Source organism: Thermococcus cleftensis (assembly GCF_000265525.1).
GTDB lineage: Archaea > Methanobacteriota_B > Thermococci > Thermococcales > Thermococcaceae > Thermococcus > Thermococcus cleftensis.
In genome coordinates this window covers 1,451,371-1,470,343 of the sequence record NC_018015.1, presented here as the reverse complement: position 1 = coordinate 1,470,343, position 18,973 = coordinate 1,451,371, and the positions used below count along the sequence as shown (strand labels likewise).

Annotated in this window: 19 protein-coding genes and 1 rRNA gene; 7 read left to right on the top strand and 13 right to left on the bottom strand. The window is 57.1% G+C overall.

Features of this window, described 5'->3' with window-relative positions; genetic code table 11:
- Positions 1 to 43: 43 nt before the first annotated feature.
- Entirely contained in the window at positions 44 to 211 is a 168-nt protein-coding gene (locus CL1_RS10595) for a class III signal peptide-containing protein (RefSeq protein ID WP_014789361.1), read from the top strand.
- Between the two features lie 9 nt (positions 212 to 220).
- The gene (locus CL1_RS07935; RefSeq protein WP_014789360.1) at positions 221 to 1,426 is read left to right on the top strand and encodes an A24 family peptidase C-terminal domain-containing protein; all 1,206 of its coding nucleotides are present in this window, start codon (positions 221 to 223) and stop codon (positions 1,424 to 1,426) included.
- A 141-nt stretch (positions 1,427 to 1,567) separates the two neighbouring features.
- Here the strand turns inward: CL1_RS07935 and CL1_RS07930 are convergent, their stop codons facing one another.
- The 3 genes from CL1_RS07930 to rrf all read right to left on the bottom strand — a co-directional run bounded on the left by CL1_RS07930 (position 1,568) and on the right by rrf (position 3,084).
- A complete protein-coding gene (locus CL1_RS07930; RefSeq protein ID WP_014789359.1) occupies positions 1,568 to 2,197 on the bottom strand; it encodes an HAD-IB family phosphatase in 630 nt (209 codons plus the stop codon).
- A 39-nt stretch (positions 2,198 to 2,236) separates the two neighbouring features.
- The gene (locus tag CL1_RS07925) at positions 2,237 to 2,899 is read right to left on the bottom strand and encodes a protein-L-isoaspartate(D-aspartate) O-methyltransferase (RefSeq protein ID WP_048152158.1); all 663 of its coding nucleotides are present in this window, start codon (positions 2,897 to 2,899) and stop codon (positions 2,237 to 2,239) included.
- Positions 2,900 to 2,962: 63 nt separating this feature from the next.
- Positions 2,963 to 3,084: ribosomal RNA gene (gene rrf, locus CL1_RS07920) — 5S ribosomal RNA — on the bottom strand.
- A 55-nt stretch (positions 3,085 to 3,139) separates the two neighbouring features.
- Between rrf and CL1_RS07915 the strand changes: the two genes are divergently transcribed.
- Positions 3,140 to 4,660, top strand: a complete 1,521-nt coding sequence (locus CL1_RS07915) for a hypothetical protein (RefSeq protein ID WP_014789357.1) — start codon at positions 3,140 to 3,142, stop codon at positions 4,658 to 4,660.
- A 4-nt stretch (positions 4,661 to 4,664) separates the two neighbouring features.
- A complete protein-coding gene (locus CL1_RS07910) occupies positions 4,665 to 5,027 on the top strand; it encodes a ribonuclease P protein component 4 (protein ID WP_014789356.1) in 363 nt (120 codons plus the stop codon).
- Positions 5,028 to 5,085: 58 nt separating this feature from the next.
- On the opposite strand, the gene CL1_RS07905 is transcribed toward CL1_RS07910, so the two are convergent.
- The gene (locus CL1_RS07905; protein ID WP_014789355.1) at positions 5,086 to 6,243 is read right to left on the bottom strand and encodes a cell wall-binding repeat-containing protein; all 1,158 of its coding nucleotides are present in this window, start codon (positions 6,241 to 6,243) and stop codon (positions 5,086 to 5,088) included.
- 223 nt (positions 6,244 to 6,466) lie between these two features.
- Positions 6,467 to 7,042 carry a cyclase family protein gene (locus CL1_RS07900; RefSeq protein ID WP_014789354.1) on the bottom strand — a complete coding sequence of 192 codons (576 nt, stop codon included), beginning with the start codon at positions 7,040 to 7,042 and terminating at the stop codon, positions 6,467 to 6,469.
- A 53-nt stretch (positions 7,043 to 7,095) separates the two neighbouring features.
- Here CL1_RS07900 and CL1_RS07895 point away from each other — a divergent pair, with 53 nt between their 5' ends.
- Positions 7,096 to 8,361, top strand: a complete 1,266-nt coding sequence (locus CL1_RS07895; RefSeq protein ID WP_014789353.1) for an adenosylhomocysteinase — start codon at positions 7,096 to 7,098, stop codon at positions 8,359 to 8,361.
- A gap of 2 nt (positions 8,362 to 8,363) precedes the next feature.
- On the opposite strand, the gene CL1_RS07890 is transcribed toward CL1_RS07895, so the two are convergent.
- Genes CL1_RS07890 through CL1_RS07870 form a run of 5 tightly spaced genes read right to left on the bottom strand, consistent with a single transcriptional unit; the run spans position 8,364 to position 14,172 of the window.
- A complete protein-coding gene (locus tag CL1_RS07890; RefSeq protein ID WP_014789352.1) occupies positions 8,364 to 9,239 on the bottom strand; it encodes a hypothetical protein in 876 nt (291 codons plus the stop codon).
- Positions 9,229 to 10,485, bottom strand: a complete 1,257-nt coding sequence (locus CL1_RS07885; RefSeq protein ID WP_014789351.1) for a DUF58 domain-containing protein — start codon at positions 10,483 to 10,485, stop codon at positions 9,229 to 9,231. Before CL1_RS07885 ends, CL1_RS07890 begins: the two co-directional genes overlap by 11 nt.
- Positions 10,473 to 11,306 carry a hypothetical protein gene (locus CL1_RS07880; protein WP_014789350.1) on the bottom strand — a complete coding sequence of 278 codons (834 nt, stop codon included), beginning with the start codon at positions 11,304 to 11,306 and terminating at the stop codon, positions 10,473 to 10,475. Before CL1_RS07880 ends, CL1_RS07885 begins: the two co-directional genes overlap by 13 nt.
- The gene (locus CL1_RS07875) at positions 11,303 to 13,204 is read right to left on the bottom strand and encodes a hypothetical protein (protein ID WP_014789349.1); all 1,902 of its coding nucleotides are present in this window, start codon (positions 13,202 to 13,204) and stop codon (positions 11,303 to 11,305) included. Before CL1_RS07875 ends, CL1_RS07880 begins: the two co-directional genes overlap by 4 nt.
- On the bottom strand, positions 13,201 to 14,172 hold the full coding sequence (locus tag CL1_RS07870) for an AAA family ATPase (RefSeq protein WP_014789348.1): 972 nt from the start codon (positions 14,170 to 14,172) through the stop codon (positions 13,201 to 13,203). The genes CL1_RS07875 and CL1_RS07870 overlap by 4 nt, the downstream gene beginning before the upstream one ends.
- Before the next feature lie 205 nt (positions 14,173 to 14,377).
- Here CL1_RS07870 and CL1_RS07865 point away from each other — a divergent pair, with 205 nt between their 5' ends.
- Positions 14,378 to 15,316, top strand: coding sequence for a caspase family protein (locus tag CL1_RS07865; RefSeq protein ID WP_014789347.1), 939 nt, complete (start codon positions 14,378 to 14,380; stop codon positions 15,314 to 15,316).
- A gap of 41 nt (positions 15,317 to 15,357) precedes the next feature.
- Positions 15,358 to 15,801 (top strand): tRNA (N6-threonylcarbamoyladenosine(37)-N6)-methyltransferase TrmO, encoded by a 444-nt coding sequence (tsaA, locus tag CL1_RS07860; protein WP_014789346.1) that lies wholly within the window; start codon positions 15,358 to 15,360, stop codon positions 15,799 to 15,801.
- Positions 15,802 to 16,052: 251 nt separating this feature from the next.
- On the opposite strand, the gene wtpC is transcribed toward tsaA, so the two are convergent.
- From wtpC to wtpA, 3 genes are read right to left on the bottom strand one after another with little or no spacing between them, the layout of a single operon-like run.
- Positions 16,053 to 17,087 (bottom strand): tungstate ABC transporter ATP-binding protein WtpC, encoded by a 1,035-nt coding sequence (gene wtpC / locus CL1_RS07855; RefSeq protein WP_014789345.1) that lies wholly within the window; start codon positions 17,085 to 17,087, stop codon positions 16,053 to 16,055.
- Entirely contained in the window at positions 17,080 to 17,826 is a 747-nt protein-coding gene (wtpB, locus tag CL1_RS07850) for a tungstate ABC transporter permease WtpB (protein ID WP_014789344.1), read from the bottom strand. The genes wtpC and wtpB overlap by 8 nt, the downstream gene beginning before the upstream one ends.
- Before the next feature lie 38 nt (positions 17,827 to 17,864).
- A complete protein-coding gene (gene wtpA, locus CL1_RS07845) occupies positions 17,865 to 18,902 on the bottom strand; it encodes a tungstate ABC transporter substrate-binding protein WtpA (protein WP_014789343.1) in 1,038 nt (345 codons plus the stop codon).
- Positions 18,903 to 18,973: the final 71 nt, after the last annotated feature.

The window sequence follows — 18,973 nt, the reverse complement described above, 5'->3', positions numbered from 1 at the left end:
ACTTTTAAATCCTTTAGCGCCGAAGTAAAGTCAGGTGTGAGAGATGAGAAGGAGTGCCCAGAGCGCCATCGAGTACCTCTTCATGCTGGCTGCGGTGCTGGTGCTCGTGCTCATGGCCACCAGGGTGGTGCTCAACGGAGTAAAGAACATGAACGAGGCAATAAGCGACTACGTAACCCAGGTCAGGCAGGAGATACTCGAAGACCTTTGAGGTGGAATCATGGAATACGTCCCCCTCCTTCTGGGGCTGGTTATGGGAGCCGTTACTTCTTACACCGATCTAAAGACCGGGTTCATTGACGACATACACGTTTTTCCCACCCTCGCGCTCATCGGGAAGCTCCGCGGCTGGGAGGGCGAGGAGAGCGAGGGAACGCTCGACAGGATCCCCATTCCCGCCGTCGAGGTTGGGGTTCTCTACTACCTCTACCGCGGTCTCGAGGGGAACGACCTCCTTTTGGCCGCCTCCGGAGTCCTCGGATTTCTCCTCGGCCTGACCCTGGGACTGCTTCTCTACTACATCGGCGCCTGGGCGAGCGGTGACGCGATCATTCTGGCGGGCTTCTCGGCCCTCCTGCCCTACCCCCCCGCGAGTGCCTCCACGGTGCCGCCGTACGCCCTAAGCTATCCCCTGTATCCCTTGACAATACTCCTCAACAGCCTGATAGCGGTGTTCCCGTTCGTGTTCATCTACTCCCTCGGCGTTATTCTACTGAGAAAGCAGTTCGACGATCTCAGGAGGATCCTCACCGAGAGAGCGAGGCTTACCGTCGAGGTGTCCCTCTGGATAATTGCCGCCCTGGGATTCAGGCTCGTAATCTATGATACGGCGGGAATAGAGATAGTGGGACTCTGGTCGTGGATCTTCACGGTGGCCGTGATATACGTTCTGGGCAAGTTCAGGAGGGTTGGAGACCTCGTGGGCCTGGCCGTTCTGGCGTACCTCTTGTATAGGGACCCAGTGCCGATGGCCGAGGCGTTCCTCAGGCTCCTCGCGGTGCTCTACACGTTCAAGGTGTTCTTCTCGCTGGTGAAGTTCATGCGGAAGAACGTCCTCATGGAGGAGGTTCCGGTGGAGGCCCTGAGCGAGTGGGACATACTGGGGGAGACTATTTTCGAAAAAGACGGCGAGGTTGGAAGGGACAGGGACGACCTCTTCACGAGGATCAAGAGGGCCATCGCGATGGCCGACCCCTCGCTCCTCAGGCCAGACTACGGAAGGATCATAGCGTCCCCAACCGCCGAGGGACTCAGGAAGGAGCAGATAGAGGAGCTGAGACGCCTCGTTGAGGAAGGAAGGCTGGAGAACAGGTTTTTAAGGAAGAAGTCGATGCCCTTCGCGCCGGCGCTCTTCCTCGGCTTCCTGATAAGCTACTTCTGGGGAGACGTCTTCTGGTGGATACAGCTCAAGATGGCCGGGCTGTGAGGGTAAGTTTTTAATCACCAAACCGGATTAGGGCACGGCCCGGCGCCCGCCCTCCCTGGGGAATCGTGAACCGGGGGTTCCGGCCGGGCCGACAGGGGAATGATGAGCTTTTGCTTTGCCGAGTGGTGAGGAGCACGCCCTTCACTGACCCCCTATTAAGCCCTCGATTATCTCCCTGACCTCGTGGAGGCTCTCGACGACGTGGTCGCCCTCAACGCCCTCGTGCGGGTTTATGGCTATTGCCACGTCCGCCTCGCGGAACATGCTGAGGTCGTTGTAGCCGTCTCCAACCGCCACCGTCAGTTCCGGTTTAAGCTCCTCCTTCAGGCCCCTCAGTATGGCACCCTTGCTCCTGAAGTCCACGATCGGATTCACCTTCCCGGTTATGGAGCCGTTCTCGTCGAATATCAGCTCGTTGGCGAAGACGTAATCGACGCCTAGTTCTTCCCCCACTTTTCTCGCGAGGCACAAGAGGCCGCTGCTCAGAATGGCTATTCTGAAGTCGTTCCTCCGGAGGAAGTCTATGAGCTCCCCCGCGCCTTCCATGTACTCGACCGAGCGAACCCACTCCATTATCTCCTCCTTGGTGTGCCCCCTCCAGAGGGACGCGTCGAGCTCGGCCCACTCCGCGTAGTCAATCTTTCCGGAGAAGAAAAGCTCCGCGTACTCCTTCCCCTTCTCCCACGTGCCGAACCTCTTATGAAGCTCCACCCAGCCCGAGATTGACTTGACGAGAGTTCCCTCAAGGTCAAAAGCTATGAGCCTTACCACATTACCACCATGGAAAAGGGAGGGAAAAAGCTTAAAAGCCTACCCCCGCCAGCCGTGCGCCCCTATGAGGGGCACGAAGACAACGCTGCCCCAGCGCCTTTTTCTTATCCTTCCGTCATCAGTCTTCTCCACAACGTACAGCTCCTGCCACAGGTGGTGGCTTCCCACAGGTATTATCAGCCGCCCCCCAGGTTTGAGCTGCTCGAGGAGGGGCTTTGGAACCTCGGGCGCTCCGGCGGTTACAATTATCCTGTCGTAAGGGGCTTTCGGAGGAAAGCCGAGCGTCCCGTCACCAAGGAAAACGTGGACGTTCTTTACCCCCGCCCTTTCAAGGTTCTGCCTCGCGAACTCAACCAACTCGGGAATCCTCTCGATGGTATAGACGTCGGTCCCCACGAGTTCCGAGATTAGGGCCGCGTTCCAGCCACTGCCAGTTCCTATCTCGAGGACGTTCATTCCCGGTTTTAAGTCTGCCAGCTCAAGCATTATTGCAACCATATGTGGGGCACTCACTGTTTGCCCGGCTGGGATCGGCAGAGGCTCGTCGAGATGGGCATACTTTTGATGCCTCTTCTCGACAAAGAGGTAGCGGGGGTACTTTAGAAAAGCCCTCCTAACGGCATCGCTCCGTATCAACCCCTCACTGGAGAGGCTCTCAACGGTCCTCTCCCACAAACGCCTTAACCCAGTCTCGTCAGACATGAAAGGATAACCAACTTGGGAACATTTAAGGATTGCGAAGAGAACCGAGAGAAGTTAGATAGTGGCCGGCGGCGTCCCCGGTTTCCCGCCCCCTCTCGGAGGGCAGTACACCCGGGATCGCTGGCGGGCTTAACTTCCGGGGTCGAAACGAGACCGGGTGTGACCCCGCCGCTATGACCGCCGTACCGATACATACCTGCCGCGGAGGGTTTATAAAGTTTACGGTCAAAGTGGGCATCGATGGAGGGGGAAATACTGGAACTGTTGGGGCTGGAGAGAGCGAGAGAACCGCTCAGTCCGGGGAAAAGGCTAAGAGAGTTTCAAAAGAGGATACAGAGTTTGAAAAACGGCGATGAGGTTGAGGTAGCAGGATTTCTAATCGGGAGGAAACCGCCAGGCGCCCCGCTCGACGGTGCCTACTATCTCCTCTCACCCATTCCGCCCTCGGAGCTCGCGTCGCTCGGGAAGAGCGAGTTCAGGACGTACCTGGTAATCAGAGCCACTGAGATGACCGAGATGAAGGGCGAGGTCAGGCCGGGAAGCCACGTCTTGGTCAGGGGTATCACCGACGCCTATCCCTGGGGCAATCTCAGAATGGTGCACGCAAAGGAAATAGAGGGAAGGGACTACTCGGACTACTGGAGGGACTACAGCGAGTTCGCTCTCAGCGGGCGCGAGGTGGGGGAGCTGTTTGAGAACACCGTTTACCTGCGCGATGACATGAGGAAAGCCCTCATCTACTCCCTCTTCGGCGTGCCCTACACCCCCCTACCGGAGACGCGGAGCTGGGGGGAGGGCTTCGGGTACACGGTCTACCGGTACGGGGAAGGAACGGGCCTCCTGGCCCTGTGGAAGGCCCTGAAGTACTTCTACAAGGGCCTGCCCTGGGAAGTGAGGCTGAGCAGGAAGAGGGTCATCGAGACCGAGGATCCACTCCTGGGAATCGATTTTAGACTGGGCAACCCGAACGGGAGCGACGTGAAGTACTACACGCCCCTCACCAAGAAGGCCCTCTCAGCCCTGCCCAAGTGGGTGGAACCCTTCCTGACGGGCAAGAGGTCGGTAGGATTAATTCCCGAGAACCGCGAGCCGAACCCTCGGGACGCGCTGGCAAGGATATCAGAGACACCCTTCGTCCTGGTGCCGTGGGAGGAGAAGCCTTACTTCGAGGAGAGTAGAGAGTTCCGCCAGCTCCTCCCCAACCTCCTGGTCACCGTGTTCCTCCACAGGGCAAAGGTTACTTCCCTTGGGGGCGAGGTGATGCGGGAGTTCAGGGAGAGGTACATTGAACTCAGGGAGTGGGGAAGGAGGGAGTACGGGAGGGAGTTCGAGGTCCTGAGCGTGCCATCGAGTTTCCTCAACAACAGAACCCGCTACGTTCTCGATGCGAGGCTCTTCGGAGCGGTGAGCAGGTTCCGGGGGAAGCCCGGGAGGCGAGTGGTCAGGGAAGTGGTGGGAATAAGCGAGGCCATAATAAACGACTGGGCCGTCGTCATCAAGGAGAACCCCGAAATCCTAATATCCCTCGAGCGGGAGTACGAGAGGTACGTTCCCCGGGACGTCAGGGCACAGAGGGCGCTCATGCTTATATACGACATCGCGGCCACGAGCACTGAGGGCGAGATGACCGCGGAGGAGGTCGTTCGGACCCTCGTGAGCCGCGGGTTCAGCAGGACGGACGCCCTTGAACTGCTGGAGAGGTTCATAAAAACCGGATACCTTTACGAGCCGTTCCCCGGAAAGCTCAAGCTGGTGCGGTGATAGAATGGGAAAGAAGTTCATCAGGAAGAGGGAGCAGAGGGAAAAGAGGAGAATAGCCCGGGAGAGAATCGAGACGCTCTTCACGCTGGCGGAGAGGGCCTTCCCCTACGAGCCGGAACTCGCCAACAGATACGTCGAGATAGCACTGGCAGTTCAGCAGAAGGCAAGGATAAGAATGCCGAGGAAGTGGAAGAGGCGGTACTGCAGGCGGTGCCACTCGTTCCTCGTTCCCGGAAAGAACGCCCGCGTCAGGCTCAGGAGCAGGCCGTACCCCCACGTGGTGGTCAAGTGCCTCAACTGCGGTCACATAATGCGCTACCCGTACCTGCGGGAGAAGAAGGGGAAAAGAAAGGGGGTGGGGCGTTAGGTTATTTTAGCCCCTGATTTGAGCCTAGGAAGGCGTTGGTGGTGCCCAGCGTGAATCCTCAAGGGCCGAACTTTCCAGGCCCGCGTGAGCCCGGCACGTTTGCCCTTATCGCGTCTCGGCCGCTGGTGTAGGCCTCGCGCAGCATAGTCTTTATCTGGTTCATCATCTCCTTGGCTTCATCGTACTGACCGTTCTTTATGGCCTCCTTGAGCTGCTCCATCAGGGCGTTTATGGCGCTCACGTCTATGCCGGCCTTTTCCATCACCCTTATCTGGGCCTCCAGCTTCTCCATCTCCACCTCAAGCGCGAGCCTCTGGTTGGTTTTCATGGCGACCCTCATCTCACCGTTTGCCATCTTGAGGGCAAATTCCGTCTGAGCCTGGAGCTTAACCAAGGTTCCATAGGCTTCTTCGTACCGTCCCTCCTGGATACTCTGGTTAGCGGTCTCCATAAGCCGCTCCATCAGACGAACCTGCTCCATCAGCCCCGTGGAGTTGGTGACGTTCGCTATCGCCTCAATCTCCATCAGCCTCTCCCTCACCTGCTCCATTAGCATAAGAACGTCCTCCCTGGTGACGTTGGCCCTGACCTCTTTGGAGGTGCAGTTGCAGGCGCGGAGCTGGTTCTTGACCTGTTCCATCACGGTCTCGGAGGCGTTGGTGGAAATCAAAGTCACGTTCCTGACCTGGAGTCTCTCCATCAGGCGGGTCACGTTGGTGCTGGCGTTCACGTAGGTTATCATGGCACCGTTCTGAACGGCTATCCTAAGGGCGTTCCGAATGGCGAGGGTGTCGTTGCCGGCAACGACAACGCTTCCGTTGAACTGGAGCTGGAACCTGACCTGGGCCTGTTCCATCACCATAATGTTGGTCTCGTACCTGTTCTGGCCGCCCCAGCGTTCAACGGTTATCCCCAGCTCCTGAAGGTCACTGACGTACTCCTCCACGACGGCCTCAGGACCGCCGATTATGATGACCTCGTCCGGGGCGTAGCTCATGATCTCAGCCGTAACGTTCGGGTCGTAAGTTCCCCACGTCGTCGTGACAACCACAGCCCCCGTCTCGTTGGCGAGGTACTCCGCAATGGCCTTATCGGCCGCGTTGTCGCTCACGAGTATGACTGTCACGCTCGTCTCAGCACTGACGCTGCTGATCGTGAACGGCATCGCCAACATCAGCAGTCCGAACAGGACCGCCACCACTTTCTTACCCATCATAGCTCTTCACCTCAGCCCTCCCTATGAAAAAAGGTCTATTTAAGCTTTTTTCAGGAAATCGTCAATTTACGTTGGCGATTGTTTAGAAAAAAGCTCTGAAAATCGGTTTCCATTTTTTAACCGTTAATGAAGGTTTCACAACGTTTAATTGCGTTTAACGAAAGCCCGTCGAGGTTAAAACGCGGAAAGAAAGAAGAATCTGTGGCAGTTCATCAAACCCCGTTCAATCCCGTCCTATAATGGCCACGGCCCGGACGGGACTTCCCGAGCCGCCCTCTATTCTCAGGGGAAGACCCACAAAGGTGAACCTCCTGCCGATGAGGGAATCAAGGTTGACGAGGTTCTCGAAGATGGGGACCTCTTCACTCAGGAGTATCCTGTGGACGGCCTCATCGCCGATGCTCATCGCATCGGTACCGACGGCTTTGACACCTTCTGCCACTAGGAAGAGCGCCACCTCGGGCGAAAGCTCCCGCCCGCCCGTCAGGAACAGGACGATCCTGTCATAGTAGCCAGAGTCTGGTATCTCATCGAGCCTGATCTTTCCATCGCCGTTCCTGACGTCCAGAACGAGGCCCTCCCCCATGAAGCGTTCGAGTGGCATCTCGTCGATGGTTTTGCCGTCGGGAACAAAGTGGGCCGGAGCATCGACGTGGGTTCCGGTGTGCTCGCCCATCTTCAGAACGTTCATGTAGTAACCGTCCCTGTCGATGACCGCCCAGAGCCTGACGCTCACCGGCGGGTCGTCTGGATAGACGGACGTGTCCTCTGAGATTGGGACGGAGAGGTCAACTATCATAGCCACACCAACCCTTTTTAACCCTCCAGATTAAAAACCCTGCGGTGATGGCCGTGGAATGCACGAAGGACTACTGCGTCAAGGACATCTCCCTCGCCCCGAGCGGGGAGAAAAAAATTGACTGGGTGTCAAGGTTCATGCCGGTCCTTCAGCATATAAGGGCCGATTTCGAAAAGAGAAAGCCATTCAAAGGGATAAGGATAGCGACCACGCTACACCTTGAGATGAAGACCGCTTTTCTGCTCCTAACCCTGAAGGCGGGCGGTGCAGAGGTTTCCGCCGCCGCGAGCAATCCGCTGTCAACGCAGGACGACGTCGTCGCGGCTCTGGCGAAGGCAGGGGTGAAGGTCTACGCGATTCGGGGAGAGAGCCGGGAGGAGTACTACGAGAACATGCACCGCGCTCTGGACATAAGGCCCAACATCATCATCGACGACGGGGCAGACATGATAAGCGTTGTTCACCGAGAGAGGGGAGAGCTTATCGACGAAATCTGGGGCGCGAGCGAGGAGACAACAACGGGCGTTATAAGGCTCCGCGCGATGGAGAGGGACGGCGTGCTGAAGTTCCCGATAATAGCGGTGAACGACAGCTACACGAAATACCTCTTCGACAACCGCTACGGGACGGGACAATCGACCTGGGACGGGATAATAAGAACCACCAACCTTTTGGTGGCAGGCAAGAACGTCGTCGTTGTCGGCTACGGCTGGTGCGGAAGGGGCATAGCGATGCGCGCCCGGGGACTGGGAGCGACGGTCATAGTTGTGGAGGTCGACCCGATTAGAGCGTTAGAAGCGAGAATGGACGGGTTCCTGGTCATGGACATGAATGAGGCGGCGAAGGTAGGCGACATCTTCGTTACATCAACGGGCAACATAAAGTGTATTCGCAGGGAGCACTTCGAGCTGATGAAGGACGGCGTTATAATGGCTAACGCGGGCCACTTCGACGTGGAGATATGGAAGCCGGACCTGGAGGAGCTGGCCGTTGAGATAAGCGAGCCGAGGCCCAACATCACCGAGTACAAGCTGGCAGATGGAAGGAGGCTGTACCTCCTAGCGGAGGGCAGGCTGGTGAACCTCGCCGCGGCCGACGGCCACCCGGCGGAGATAATGGATATGAGCTTCGCCCTGCAGGCTAAGGCCGCCGAGTACATAAAGGAAAACCACGAGAGGCTTGAGCCAAAGGTCTACGTCCTTCCAAGGGAGATCGACGAGATGGTGGCGAGAATCAAGCTGAGAGCGATGGGAATAAGGATTGAGGAGCTCACGGAGGAGCAGAGAAAATACCTTGAGAGCTGGGAGCACGGAACTTGATCTTAGGCCATAAAGAGAACGTATCTCTTGCCCCCCTCCACCCACTCTTTTTCCTTCGTGAGAATCCGAGTCTCCCAGGGGGATCTAAGCACCACCACCGCAGGAACGCCCTCCTCCCAGCCAAGCCTGAGCAGAACAGGCCTTTTTACCGGTGAACCACCCATCAAACCAAGCGTAATCCCCCTCTCGTCCCTGCCGAGGTACTCGACGGTGAAAGAATCGCCCGCCGTCATGTACGTCCTCAGCACGAGAAACGTTTCGGAGGCATCTTCCAGCTTCTCTCCCTTGGCCCGGGAGAACGAAGAGGCCACCGCAACCGCCGCACCCAGCAGGAACGGTGTGAGGAGATAGAAAGGGAAGGCCCTTTCGGGCGATTCTGCCCAGGAGCTCCAGCGGAGGACCAGGAAAAGGTAGCCCGCGCCGAGGGGAACCGGAAAGAGAGCTTCCTTAATGGCAGATAACGCGGAGGATTCAAGCTCTTCCCGAGATATTCCGGCGCGTAATGCCGTCTCGCTTTCCTGAGTTATCCAGTCAATGTGACTGACAATCAGCAGGACGGTGATGTAGAGAACTCCTCCCAGCGTGTACCCTGTGAGCAGTCCCACTGGAAGTCCGTAGAGGGAGGGGAGGAGGTACAGGGCGAACTGAATTCCAACGGTCTTCAGAGCGCTCTCCGCGAACAGGTAAAGGCCCAGGGAAAGAAGAGCAGAGACCAGAAGCAGGAGAGGAAACGGGGAAATCCAAACCCCGATGAGCTCGTGAAGGTAAGCAGATACCAGGAAACCCCCCGTTCGGTGGGAGAACAGCCACGCCAAGGGAAGGGAAGAGACCGCCACCAGGAGGTACTCAACACGGCGGAGCGAAAGCTCAAAGCGCACTGAAAACACCCCCCACGACCTTTTTCACAGCCACTCCAACGTCCTCCTCCAGTGGATTCCAGTGAACCACCGATGCCTTTAGGTCCTCGGAGAGTCCTTCCTTGTGGAGGGCAGAGAGCGCGAGCGGAACGTCTCCAAACTGCCCGTACGGATTAACGTCCACCACCACTACCCTACAGTCGAACGCGGCCCTGAGCCTCTCGATGGCGTTTTTGACATCATCAAGGTTGTAGGGGGTCAGATTGGTCACGAGAACAGCCACCGCCACCCCTCCCCTCACCGAGGTTCTGGAGCGCTCAACCGCAAGGGGAAGCGATTCCTCGTGGTGGACCGACGGGCCAGCGGACAGCACGGCCCGGGCGAACGTTGATACCGCCTGAACCCCGCTTCTCGGCGTGATAATTCTCCGGGAGCCCACGAGATAGAGGCCCACCTTGAAGTCGTTTCTGAGGAGAAGGCTCACGAGGGACATAACGAGACCCAAGGAGCTTTCAAGAGAGCCATGGAAAGCGCTTCCAACCGCCGTACTCTCCGTCGTGTCCAGGTAAACCATCACGGTGGCGCGTCCTTCGGGCTCGTACTCATTGACGAGAACCTTCCCAAGCCGCGCGGTTGCTTTCCAGTTTATCGTCCTGAGAGAATCCCCAGGCCGGTACTCCCTTATCTCCCTGAAGTCCGTCGAAGTCGGCCCCAGAGGTGCCACGTGGTTCGAGGCCCTCCTCTCCCTGGTCCGGAGCTTTGAAAGAATCAGCCTCCGAATCCCGCCAACCCTGGGATAAGCCTCGATCTCCACCTCCTCCCCGGCCAGAACGTAGGTTCCGTCCTTTATCCCCAGAAAGTCCCGCCCTATTACCTCAACCGGCGAAAGGGAGTGGGAACCCTTTTTTAGGGGGTGGATCTTATAGCTGTACTCCACGACCAGCCTTTTCCCGGGCTTCTTGAAGAAGACGTGCCTGTTCTTTCCCACCACCTCCAGCCCGGGCGAGGTGACGTCTCCAATGAACACGAAGCCGGAACCTCCCTCGACCACCAGGCGAACCCTAACTTCCGCCGTCCCCCCCACAGCCAGCTTTCTGCTCCCAACGTCCCTCTCGACGACGATGCCGGAGGGAGGTTCCGAGAGAATGCCGTAAACAAGAACCGACGCTGGGATAAAGCTGGCGTAGGCCAGCCCGACGACGCCCGTTAGGATTGCCAGCGAGAACGGGGCCAGGGTGAGCAGAACCAGCCACGTCAGCCGTTCCATTTCCCGATCCCCCCGTGGGTTTCGAGCCTCTTGACCAGCTCCTGAACCAGCAGGGCCCTCCTTTCCTTCTCTTCCTCTGCCTTCTTTTCAACCAGCCAGGGAGGTGCCAGAGGGGAAACGGGGGATTCCCGGTAATTGGCAACGGGCCGTATTATCTCCTCAAGGTGGGAATCGTAAAGTCTCTTCGGGGAGTTCCTTATGATGAACACCAGCAGAGGCGCCCGGTCACCCTTCTCGACGAACGCCCTCACTACCCGCCCCAGGTCCCTGGAGTAGGTGTCCTTCCTTGGCTCCAGGTCGGGTAGGGGCAGGAGGCCCATCTTCCTTCTGCCAGTTCTCTTCGAGGAGACGTAGCTCGAGACAAGGTATACCAGATAAAGCACGGCCAGGGAGGTGAAGAGGTATGAAACGAGCACGAACGAGGAACCTCTGGAGGGATAGGCGAGCATAAACGATGATATCGCCCCAACGGCCGCAACCCCAAGGAAGTTCCTCTCGAGAAAGTCGTTTTCGTACCGGACGCGGAGAACGTAGGCGATGAGGTAAACGATGGCCACCCAGGCAAGGAACGACACCGCAAAGAGCCGGAACCACGAGTCGGAGCGGAACAGGAAAATCGCAAGCGACATTATGGCAAAACCAAGACTCCTGGCCAGTAGATCCCTGTACCTCTCGACGTATTTTGCCGTTCCGGCAACTGCCGCACCGGCACCGAAGAGCAGGCCAGTATGAAAGTCCATGGACATGAACCCCAAGACGCTCCAGGTGAACATGTTACTCGCGAAGCTCCTGAGTTCGTCGCTTATTCTAAGTTTAGTCATTCAACCACCCCCAGTTCCCTCAACCCCTCGAGGAGAGCGATGAAATCGTCCTTCCCAACCGGGTGTTCCGAGTACTTTGCCCTGACGAAGACCCGGGTGATCCCGCGCAGAGGTTTTCCGTCGAGACCCTTCTCCTCAAGCAGGTGCTCGATCTCAAGGGGCGTCATAGGTCTCTCCGGAACGCCGTTGGAGGAAGCGAACGGGAGGAAGTGAAGCTCGTAGGCCTTAATCACCGCCTCCCTCGGGGGAAGGACGTACAGCTCGATCTCCTGACCTCCAGCGGAAAGGACGTGGCAGCCCTCTCCAAGCTCCAGCGTGAACTCCCTTCCGAATCCCAGCGATTCGCCGTCGAGGAACAGCTCCGCCTCGTCAGAGAGGGAAACCTTAACCGCCTCACCCGGAAGAAACACCCTGCGCGAGGGCTTCAAGAACCCCACTCTCTCCATTGACAGCTTAAACTGTGGAACGAGCCTCAGCTCGGCCCGTTTCTTCGAGTAGACGCTGTATCCTGCACCGGCGATAGCGATGACTGCCAACAGCGGGAACAGGACCCTAAAGATTCCGGCGAAGGCCTTCAAAAGTCCAAGGAGCCTTTCGAGGAGAGATGGACCTTCCGCCCTGGTAGAGGGCCCGTCCCCAACAGCGAGCTGAACGGTCTCGTTGATTGGGAGGTAGTAGGTGCTTCCCCCGTACATAACTCTGATGGAGGTTACGTTCTCCTGGGTCAGGTTGAGGGTCACGTAGCCCTCGTCGTCGGTTTTCAGCGTGAGAACCTCGGAACCCACGGACAGGGTTACGGCCTCGTTGGCGAGGGGGACGTCCCTCCAGTAGAGACTGAGCCTCAGAGTTCCGTTTTCAAGCCTCGCCGACACCTCAGGTTTTCGCCTGATCACCATAAGGGGATCGCTGTTCGAGGGGTAAGCCATGTAACCCCGGTAGTAGGCGATGACGTGATAGCTGCCCGGCGGCTGTCCCGGCCCTATGAAGCCCTTGACCTCGAACCTGCCGTTCCTGACGGTGCTCTGGCCCAGGAAAATTCCCGCTTTTCCCTTGGTCTCGTTCAGGGTTATCCAGACGACCCCACCATCAACGGGGCTTCCATCGGGATACCGGACGGTCCCCCTGACGGTGACCCAGATCGAACCGTCTCCCCCCACAACCGCGGGATAGTCCGTTATCTCAACGATGGGTTTTTCGAGCAGTGCCACCCACATCAGGAGCGCCACCGTCCCGTTCGTGGAATTGACCGTGACGAAAAAGGGGTAATATCCTGGCCTCATCGACCTGTTCACTGGACCCAGCCTGTACCTGTGAATCCTGTACCCATTTTCCTCCTCCACTGACTCCTCCTCGACCGGGAGTGCACTGAAAACGCTAACTGTCCCGCCGGGGGAGTTTTCCCTGAACTCCAGACTTGCGCTCCGCAGGTAGGTCATCAGGACGAGGGGCCTGTCAGTATCAACGGTAAAGGGAGCGGGGTTGATCCCCTTGAGCATGGTAACTCCCCTCTGAGAGTACACCCTGGGCACGTAGTAGACGCCGTCGTACCAGACCACCATGTTTTCAGGCTCGCGGTTCGGAAGGACCGGCAGACTCTTGGCAGGCCCATCTGTGCAGACTAGCATCGGGTCGTCCGGGAGAACCGCCACAGGGCAATCGACGTGTATGTTGGAGGGCTTAAAGGTAAAGTCCGAGTTCGGAAAGCCGGCCCTGAAAGAGAAGACGCCCCCAGAGGAGGGACGGCCCTCCTCACCCGGCCTGTCTGAGAACAGTGCATCTAACAGACTCCTAGTCAGGCCTCCCTCTGGGCCCGCATAGGGGAGCGTGGAGTAGCCGAGCGTGAGGGTAGCCAGAAACACCATTGTGAGGAGGAGAAGCGCGGCGCGTTCCCCCTTCATTTTTCCTCGCCCTTGGGCACGGGGGTTTTCTTGAGGGCCTCCCTGACGACCTCCTCTCCACTCACCCCCTCAAAGGCGTACTCAGGCTTGATGACAATCCTATGCGCCAGAACGTCTAGGGCGAAGTCCTTGATGTCGTCGGGGAGCACGAAGTCCCTGCCCTCAAGTAAAGCATTCGCCTTGGCGACTTTCATCAGCGCTATCGCGCCCCTGGGACTCGGGCCGGCCTCCACACGACCGTCGGCACGGGCATTCCTGACGAGTTCGACTATGTACCTCAACAAGTCACCGCTGATGAAGATTTTTCTTTCAACCAGCCCCTGCATCTCAAGGAAGGTTTCCCGATCGATGACTGGCTTCAAATCAACCGTCGGATCGTCCTTGCCCCACTCCAGCCTCGCCTCAAGGATCGCCACCTCGTCCTCCAAACGCTTCGGATAACCCACACGCAAGCGGAGCAGAAAACGATCCAACTGAGCCTCGGGCAATGGGTAAGTCCCCTCAAACTCAATCGGATTCTGGGTTGCAATGACGAAGAAGGGCTTCTCAAGCGGGAAGGTTTCACCCTCAATCGTCACCTGTCGCTCCTCCATGGCTTCCAGGAGGGCGGATTGGGTTTTTGGAGGTGCGCGGTTTATCTCGTCTGCGAGAAGGACGTTCGTGAAGATTGGGCCTTTAATGAGTTCAAAGGTTCCCTGGTTTTGGCGCCAGACTTTGGTTCCGAGAATGTCGGCCGGGAGTAAGTCTGGAGTGAATTGGACGCGCTTGTAGTTCAATCCCAGAGTCTTGGCGAAGGCTTTGGCTAAAAGCGTCTTCCCCAGTCCGGGGTAATCCTCGAAGAGGACATTCCCATTCACAAGCGCGGCAGCCAGAGTCTTCCTGACGACGACCTCGTTACCAATAAAAACCTCCGAGATCGTTTCAACTATCTCCCTGGAAATCTCACGAGCCTGTTCAATCCCGAGCAATTTCTATCCCCCCACCGAATTAATATGGGGATTGTTTTCAAATTAGCAGCATAAGTTAGATACTCCTTAACATCTTAAGATGTGAAAATGCCGTGAGTATTTAAACCTTTGGGAGAGGTAACGCTCCCGCGAAGATTTGCAAATGGTTGTCCTCGTCAGAGGAAAATTTTTATACATTAGTCTATATTTAACATCGGTGGTCCACATGAAGAAGCTTTCAGCCATAGTTGTGGTGTTAGTAGTTCTGCTAAGTCTACCAATGGTCGCCTCTGTCCAGCAGAGGCACGGGATAGACTACTCCAAACCCCTGTACGCAGAGGACGTGACGATAGGGCACAAGATAACTGTAGACTACATTCCAAAGGCCGGAGGATTCCGCGGCGGAAGAGGTGGAGGAACAAGCACCACAACCGCAGCAACAGGTATCCTCGGAGCCCCAGTTGAGGGTGAAAAGTATGCGATAGTCATAGGCATAGCCGACTATCCGGGCACATCAAGCGACCTCCAGTACACGGACGATGATGCTCAGCTGGTCTACGATACGCTGATTAACGTCTACGGCTTCAAGCCAGAGAACGTAATCCTCCTCCTCAACATGGACGCGAGCTTCTACAACATATACAACGCGGTTATGGAGCTCAAGTCGAAGGTCCAGCCGGGAGATGAGGTTGTGTTCTACTTCAGCGGTCACGGTTCAACCGGAAGGGCCGATGATGGGGACGACGAGGTAATTGACGAAGCGATAGTCACTCACGACGGGAACCCGGACGGAAGCTTCATCCTTATATGGGACGGACAGCTAAGGGCCTGGTTCGAGGACTTCCCGACCGACAGGATAATATTCATCTTCGACAGCTGCTACTCTGGTGGAATGACCGATTTAGCTGCAGACGGCAGGATAGTCGTCATGGCCTCTGGGGAAAGGGAGTTCTCACTTGAGAGCGCCGAGTGGGGACACGGTCAGTTCACGTACTACTTCTTCCTTGAGGGCATCAACGAGGGCTACGCCGATGTCTACGACCACGATGGAGACCCCGCCACTCCAGACGTCACTGTCGAGGAGGCATTTGACTACACCTTCGCCAACTGCGAGCAGCAAACACCCGTTATAGCAGATGGTTTCACCAACGACCTCCTTCCATAAAGCGTTTTAGCTCCCTCTCCCTTTCTTCTTCTGGTGATGTTATGGACGTTGAGCCCTTCAAGATTATCCCTGTCGGATACGTCAGGAAAAACGGCGAGACTTTCATAGAGATTCTACAGAAGTTCCACGAAGCCATAGACGGCCTCAACGAGGGGGACTGGATAAAGCTGATCCTCTGGTTTCACAAGAGTGACAACCCTGAAAAACGGAGCGTTCTGAAGGTTCACCCGTACAACAATCCTGAGAACCCCCTCAGGGGAGTCTTTGCAACACGCTCACCGGTCAGACCCAACCCCCTGGCCATCTACGCCGTTAGAATAAACCGTATCGAGGGGAACAGGCTCTATATCGACTGGATAGACGCCCACAACGGAACGCCGGTCGTGGACATAAAGATACTCGTGGAGAGGCTCGACTGTCCGGGGAGAGGCAGATCCCGGAGGAAGAGCTTGACATCGAAGCATCATGGCAGATTAGAGAGGTAAACCTGATACCGAGGAGGGACGAGCACCTCGACGAGCTGGAGGAGGAAGCCCTTAACGAAGTATACGGAAACCTACCCGCTGAGATAAGTGACAAGCTGAAGCCTCCAAGACCTGCCCAGACTAATCAGAGGTCATCGCCGTCCCAGAACTCCATGCACCAGAGCAGGCACTCCCTACTCGCACAGCGGTCGAGCACTATGCAACTGTAGCAATCGCAGCCCTCAGGTGGATTCGGTACCATATTTTCACCCCTAAAATACATGGAGGGCGCTGGCTTTAAAGCTGACGTAAACCTTCTTTCCCTTGGTTATTCCCATCTCAAGCATCGAGGAGCGAGTTATGAAGGCTCTGAGGTAAAGCCCGCCCACCGCCAGGTGAACCCTGACCAGGGGGCCGAGCTCCTCAACCGACTCAACCACGGCCGCGAATTCATTTCTCGCGGAGGTTTTTATGGGCCCAAGGGACAGGATTATATCCTCGGGCCTCAAACCAACGCGGACCCTTCCACTTGCCTCAACCGGGAGCTCTATCTCAACACCGTTTGTTTTGAGAATCCTCCCCTCCGCGGTTCCCTCGATGATGTTCTCGAAGCCGAGGAAGCGTGCAACTTCTTCGCTCGCCGGCCTTGAGAAGACCTCCCTGACCGGGCCGACCTGGACGAGCCTTCCATCGAGCATCACGCCAACGCGGTCACCCAGGCTTATGGCCTCCTCGAAGGAGTGGGTGACGTGCAGAGCGGTGAAGCCCAGCTCCTTCCTCCAGCGCTTCATCTCGCCCATAAGCTTGGCCCTCGTCTGGACGTCGAGGTTGGCGAAGGGCTCGTCCATCAGAACGAGCGGCGGTTCGATGACGAGGGCCCTCGCTATCGCCACGCGCTGCTGCTCCCCACCGCTCAGTGTTTTTGGCCTGCGGTGGAGGAGGTGATCTATTCCAAGCACGTCCGCGATTTCCCTGACCTTCCTCTCAATCTGAGGCCTCGGGACGCCCCGGAGTTTAAGCCCGAAGGCTATGTTGTCAAAGACGCTCATGTGAGGAAACAGCGCGTAGTTCTGGGGAATGTAGGCCAGGCCCCTTCTCTCGGGAGGCAGGTCGGTTATGTCCTCACCGTCCAAGAAAACCCTGCCCGAGTCGGGCTCGATTATGCCCGCTATTATCTCAAGGAGCACCGTCTTCCCTGCTCCGCTCGGGCCGAGGATTATGAAGTGCTCTCCCTCGCTCACGTCAAAGCTTATCTCCCTCAGCCGGAACTCCTTCCAGTCCTTGGAGACTCCCTTAACCTCAAGCATTGGCCTTCCTCCCCACGAGCCAGCGCAGGATAACGAAAACTGTGAGGCTCATCACGATTAGAATCACGGAAATCGGCCTCGACGCCCTCAGGCCGTAGTTGTTGAAGTACTCCATGACGAGAACCTGGGCCGTTTTGGGGTAGTAGGCGATTATGAGTATGGCACCGACCTCGCTTATGGCTCTCGCCCACGTCATTATCGCACCGCTCGCTATCGAAGGGAAAGCTATCCGAAGGGCCACTGAGAAGAAGGCCCTTAGCCTCGAGGCGCCCAGGGTTCTGGCTACGTATTCCAGCTCCTCATCGACCGCCAGAAAACCGTCGCGCGCGGCGTTTATGGCAAAGGGTGCCGAGACGAAGAGCATCGCGGCTATTATGCCGGTGTAGCTGTCGAGAATCGCGCTCGAAAAGGTAACGAGGAGCATTATTCCAACGACGGAATGGGGAATGACTATGGGCACGTCCACGATGGCCTGCACGAGGCTTTTTCCCGGGAACTCCTTCCTCGCCAGAACGTAGCCGAGGGGAACGCCGAAGAGGAGTGCTATAAGCGCGGTTGCAGTCGCTGTTGTGAGGGAGTTGATGAGGGCCTCGATTACGTAGGAGTCGTGGAGGGTCTTGACGAGCATCTCCAGGTCAGCGGCCTGCTTGACCAGTATGACGACCAGCGGGAGGGCTATGTAGACGACGAGGAAGCTTCCCAGCGCGGCGAAGAAGTAGAGGGTGTAGTCCCGTTTCATGGCCATCCCCTAAAATTTGAGGGGAGGAGATAAAAACCTCACCCCTCCACCTTGACGAGGGGCTTTATCTCGTCCGGGACGCTGCCGAAGGCAACCGGCGGCCAGATGAAGTCCTGGTGGTTCTCCTGGAAGATTCTCTTCCCGTTCTCGCCGAGGAGGTACTTGAGGAACTCCATAGCCAGCTCCCTGTTGGGCGCGTCCTTCGGAACGGTCACGCCGTAGACTATAGGCTTGGCCTGGATAATCTTGCCGGTGGAGCCGATGTAGATGCTGACCTTGCCGTAGTAGTCGGCCATCTTGAAGTCCCTGAGGTTTATCTCGTCCGGGAGCGTTACGTAGCTGAGGTTGTGCTGCTCGGCAACGCTCTTGTAAATGAAGTAGTAGTCGAGGCTTCCGCTCTCAACGAGGGCAGTCAAATCGGTCTCCTTTGGCCTGATGACGACCCTGTCGTTCTTTATCTGGATATCCTTGGGGGCAATTACCATAGAACCGTTGGCGTAGATGTTGGTGTTCCTCTCGACCAGGGTCTCGAATATCGGTTTGTCGTAGTAGTAATCGGCCAGCTTCATGACCATGACGCTCCTGTAACCGCAGGGGTCCTGGTTCGGGTCGCTGAAGCCGAAGGAAACGTCGTCCCTCGCGAGTATCTCGTACCACCTATCCGGGTGAGCCTTCATCTCGTCGGCGTACTTGCTGTGCTCCGTGAAGGCTATGACAATCTCGTTGGTGGCGAAGATGGCGTAGAAGTCAGTAAAGTTCGGCATCATAAGCTGGGGAATGAGGGTGTAGTCTGCAACCGCCACTATATCGGCCTTCTTGCCCAGGTCGATGACCTTCCTCACAGCCATGACGCTCCCACTCGCCTCGTCCTGGAAGGTCACCTTGTAGCCGAGGTTCTCCTCCGCGTATTTGGCAAACTCCTCCTCCAGCTGCTGGAAGGGGACACTCAGCGAGCCGGCGTGGAAGATTACGAGGGTTTCTTCCTTCGTGCTGGAGTCACCAGAACCACCCATGCAGCCGGCCGCGACGACCGAGAGCAGGAGAACCGCGATCAAAAGGAACCCCGCTTTCTTCATCGGAACCACCGATACAATGGACGGAACCGTGTATTTAAACGTTTTGAGCAAACAAAAGGATTAACGTAAAT

Coding starts and splice junctions, on each gene's coding strand:
- CL1_RS10595 (WP_014789361.1), top strand. CDS start 44: ATGAGAAGGAGTGCCCAGAGCGCCATCGAGTACCTCTTCATGCTGGCT.
- CL1_RS07885 (WP_014789351.1), bottom strand. CDS start 10,485: ATGGAACGGCTGACGTGGCTGGTTCTGCTCACCCTGGCCCCGTTCTCG.
- CL1_RS07865 (WP_014789347.1), top strand. CDS start 14,378: ATGAAGAAGCTTTCAGCCATAGTTGTGGTGTTAGTAGTTCTGCTAAGT.
- CL1_RS07925 (WP_048152158.1), bottom strand. CDS start 2,899: ATGTCTGACGAGACTGGGTTAAGGCGTTTGTGGGAGAGGACCGTTGAG.
- wtpA (WP_014789343.1), bottom strand. CDS start 18,902: ATGAAGAAAGCGGGGTTCCTTTTGATCGCGGTTCTCCTGCTCTCGGTC.
- CL1_RS07935 (WP_014789360.1), top strand. CDS start 221: ATGGAATACGTCCCCCTCCTTCTGGGGCTGGTTATGGGAGCCGTTACT.
- CL1_RS07905 (WP_014789355.1), bottom strand. CDS start 6,243: ATGATGGGTAAGAAAGTGGTGGCGGTCCTGTTCGGACTGCTGATGTTG.
- CL1_RS07900 (WP_014789354.1), bottom strand. CDS start 7,042: ATGATAGTTGACCTCTCCGTCCCAATCTCAGAGGACACGTCCGTCTAT.
- CL1_RS07915 (WP_014789357.1), top strand. CDS start 3,140: ATGGAGGGGGAAATACTGGAACTGTTGGGGCTGGAGAGAGCGAGAGAA.
- wtpB (WP_014789344.1), bottom strand. CDS start 17,826: ATGAAACGGGACTACACCCTCTACTTCTTCGCCGCGCTGGGAAGCTTC.
- tsaA (WP_014789346.1), top strand. CDS start 15,358: ATGGACGTTGAGCCCTTCAAGATTATCCCTGTCGGATACGTCAGGAAA.
- CL1_RS07880 (WP_014789350.1), bottom strand. CDS start 11,306: ATGACTAAACTTAGAATAAGCGACGAACTCAGGAGCTTCGCGAGTAAC.
- wtpC (WP_014789345.1), bottom strand. CDS start 17,087: ATGCTTGAGGTTAAGGGAGTCTCCAAGGACTGGAAGGAGTTCCGGCTG.
- CL1_RS07910 (WP_014789356.1), top strand. CDS start 4,665: ATGGGAAAGAAGTTCATCAGGAAGAGGGAGCAGAGGGAAAAGAGGAGA.
- CL1_RS07875 (WP_014789349.1), bottom strand. CDS start 13,204: ATGAAGGGGGAACGCGCCGCGCTTCTCCTCCTCACAATGGTGTTTCTG.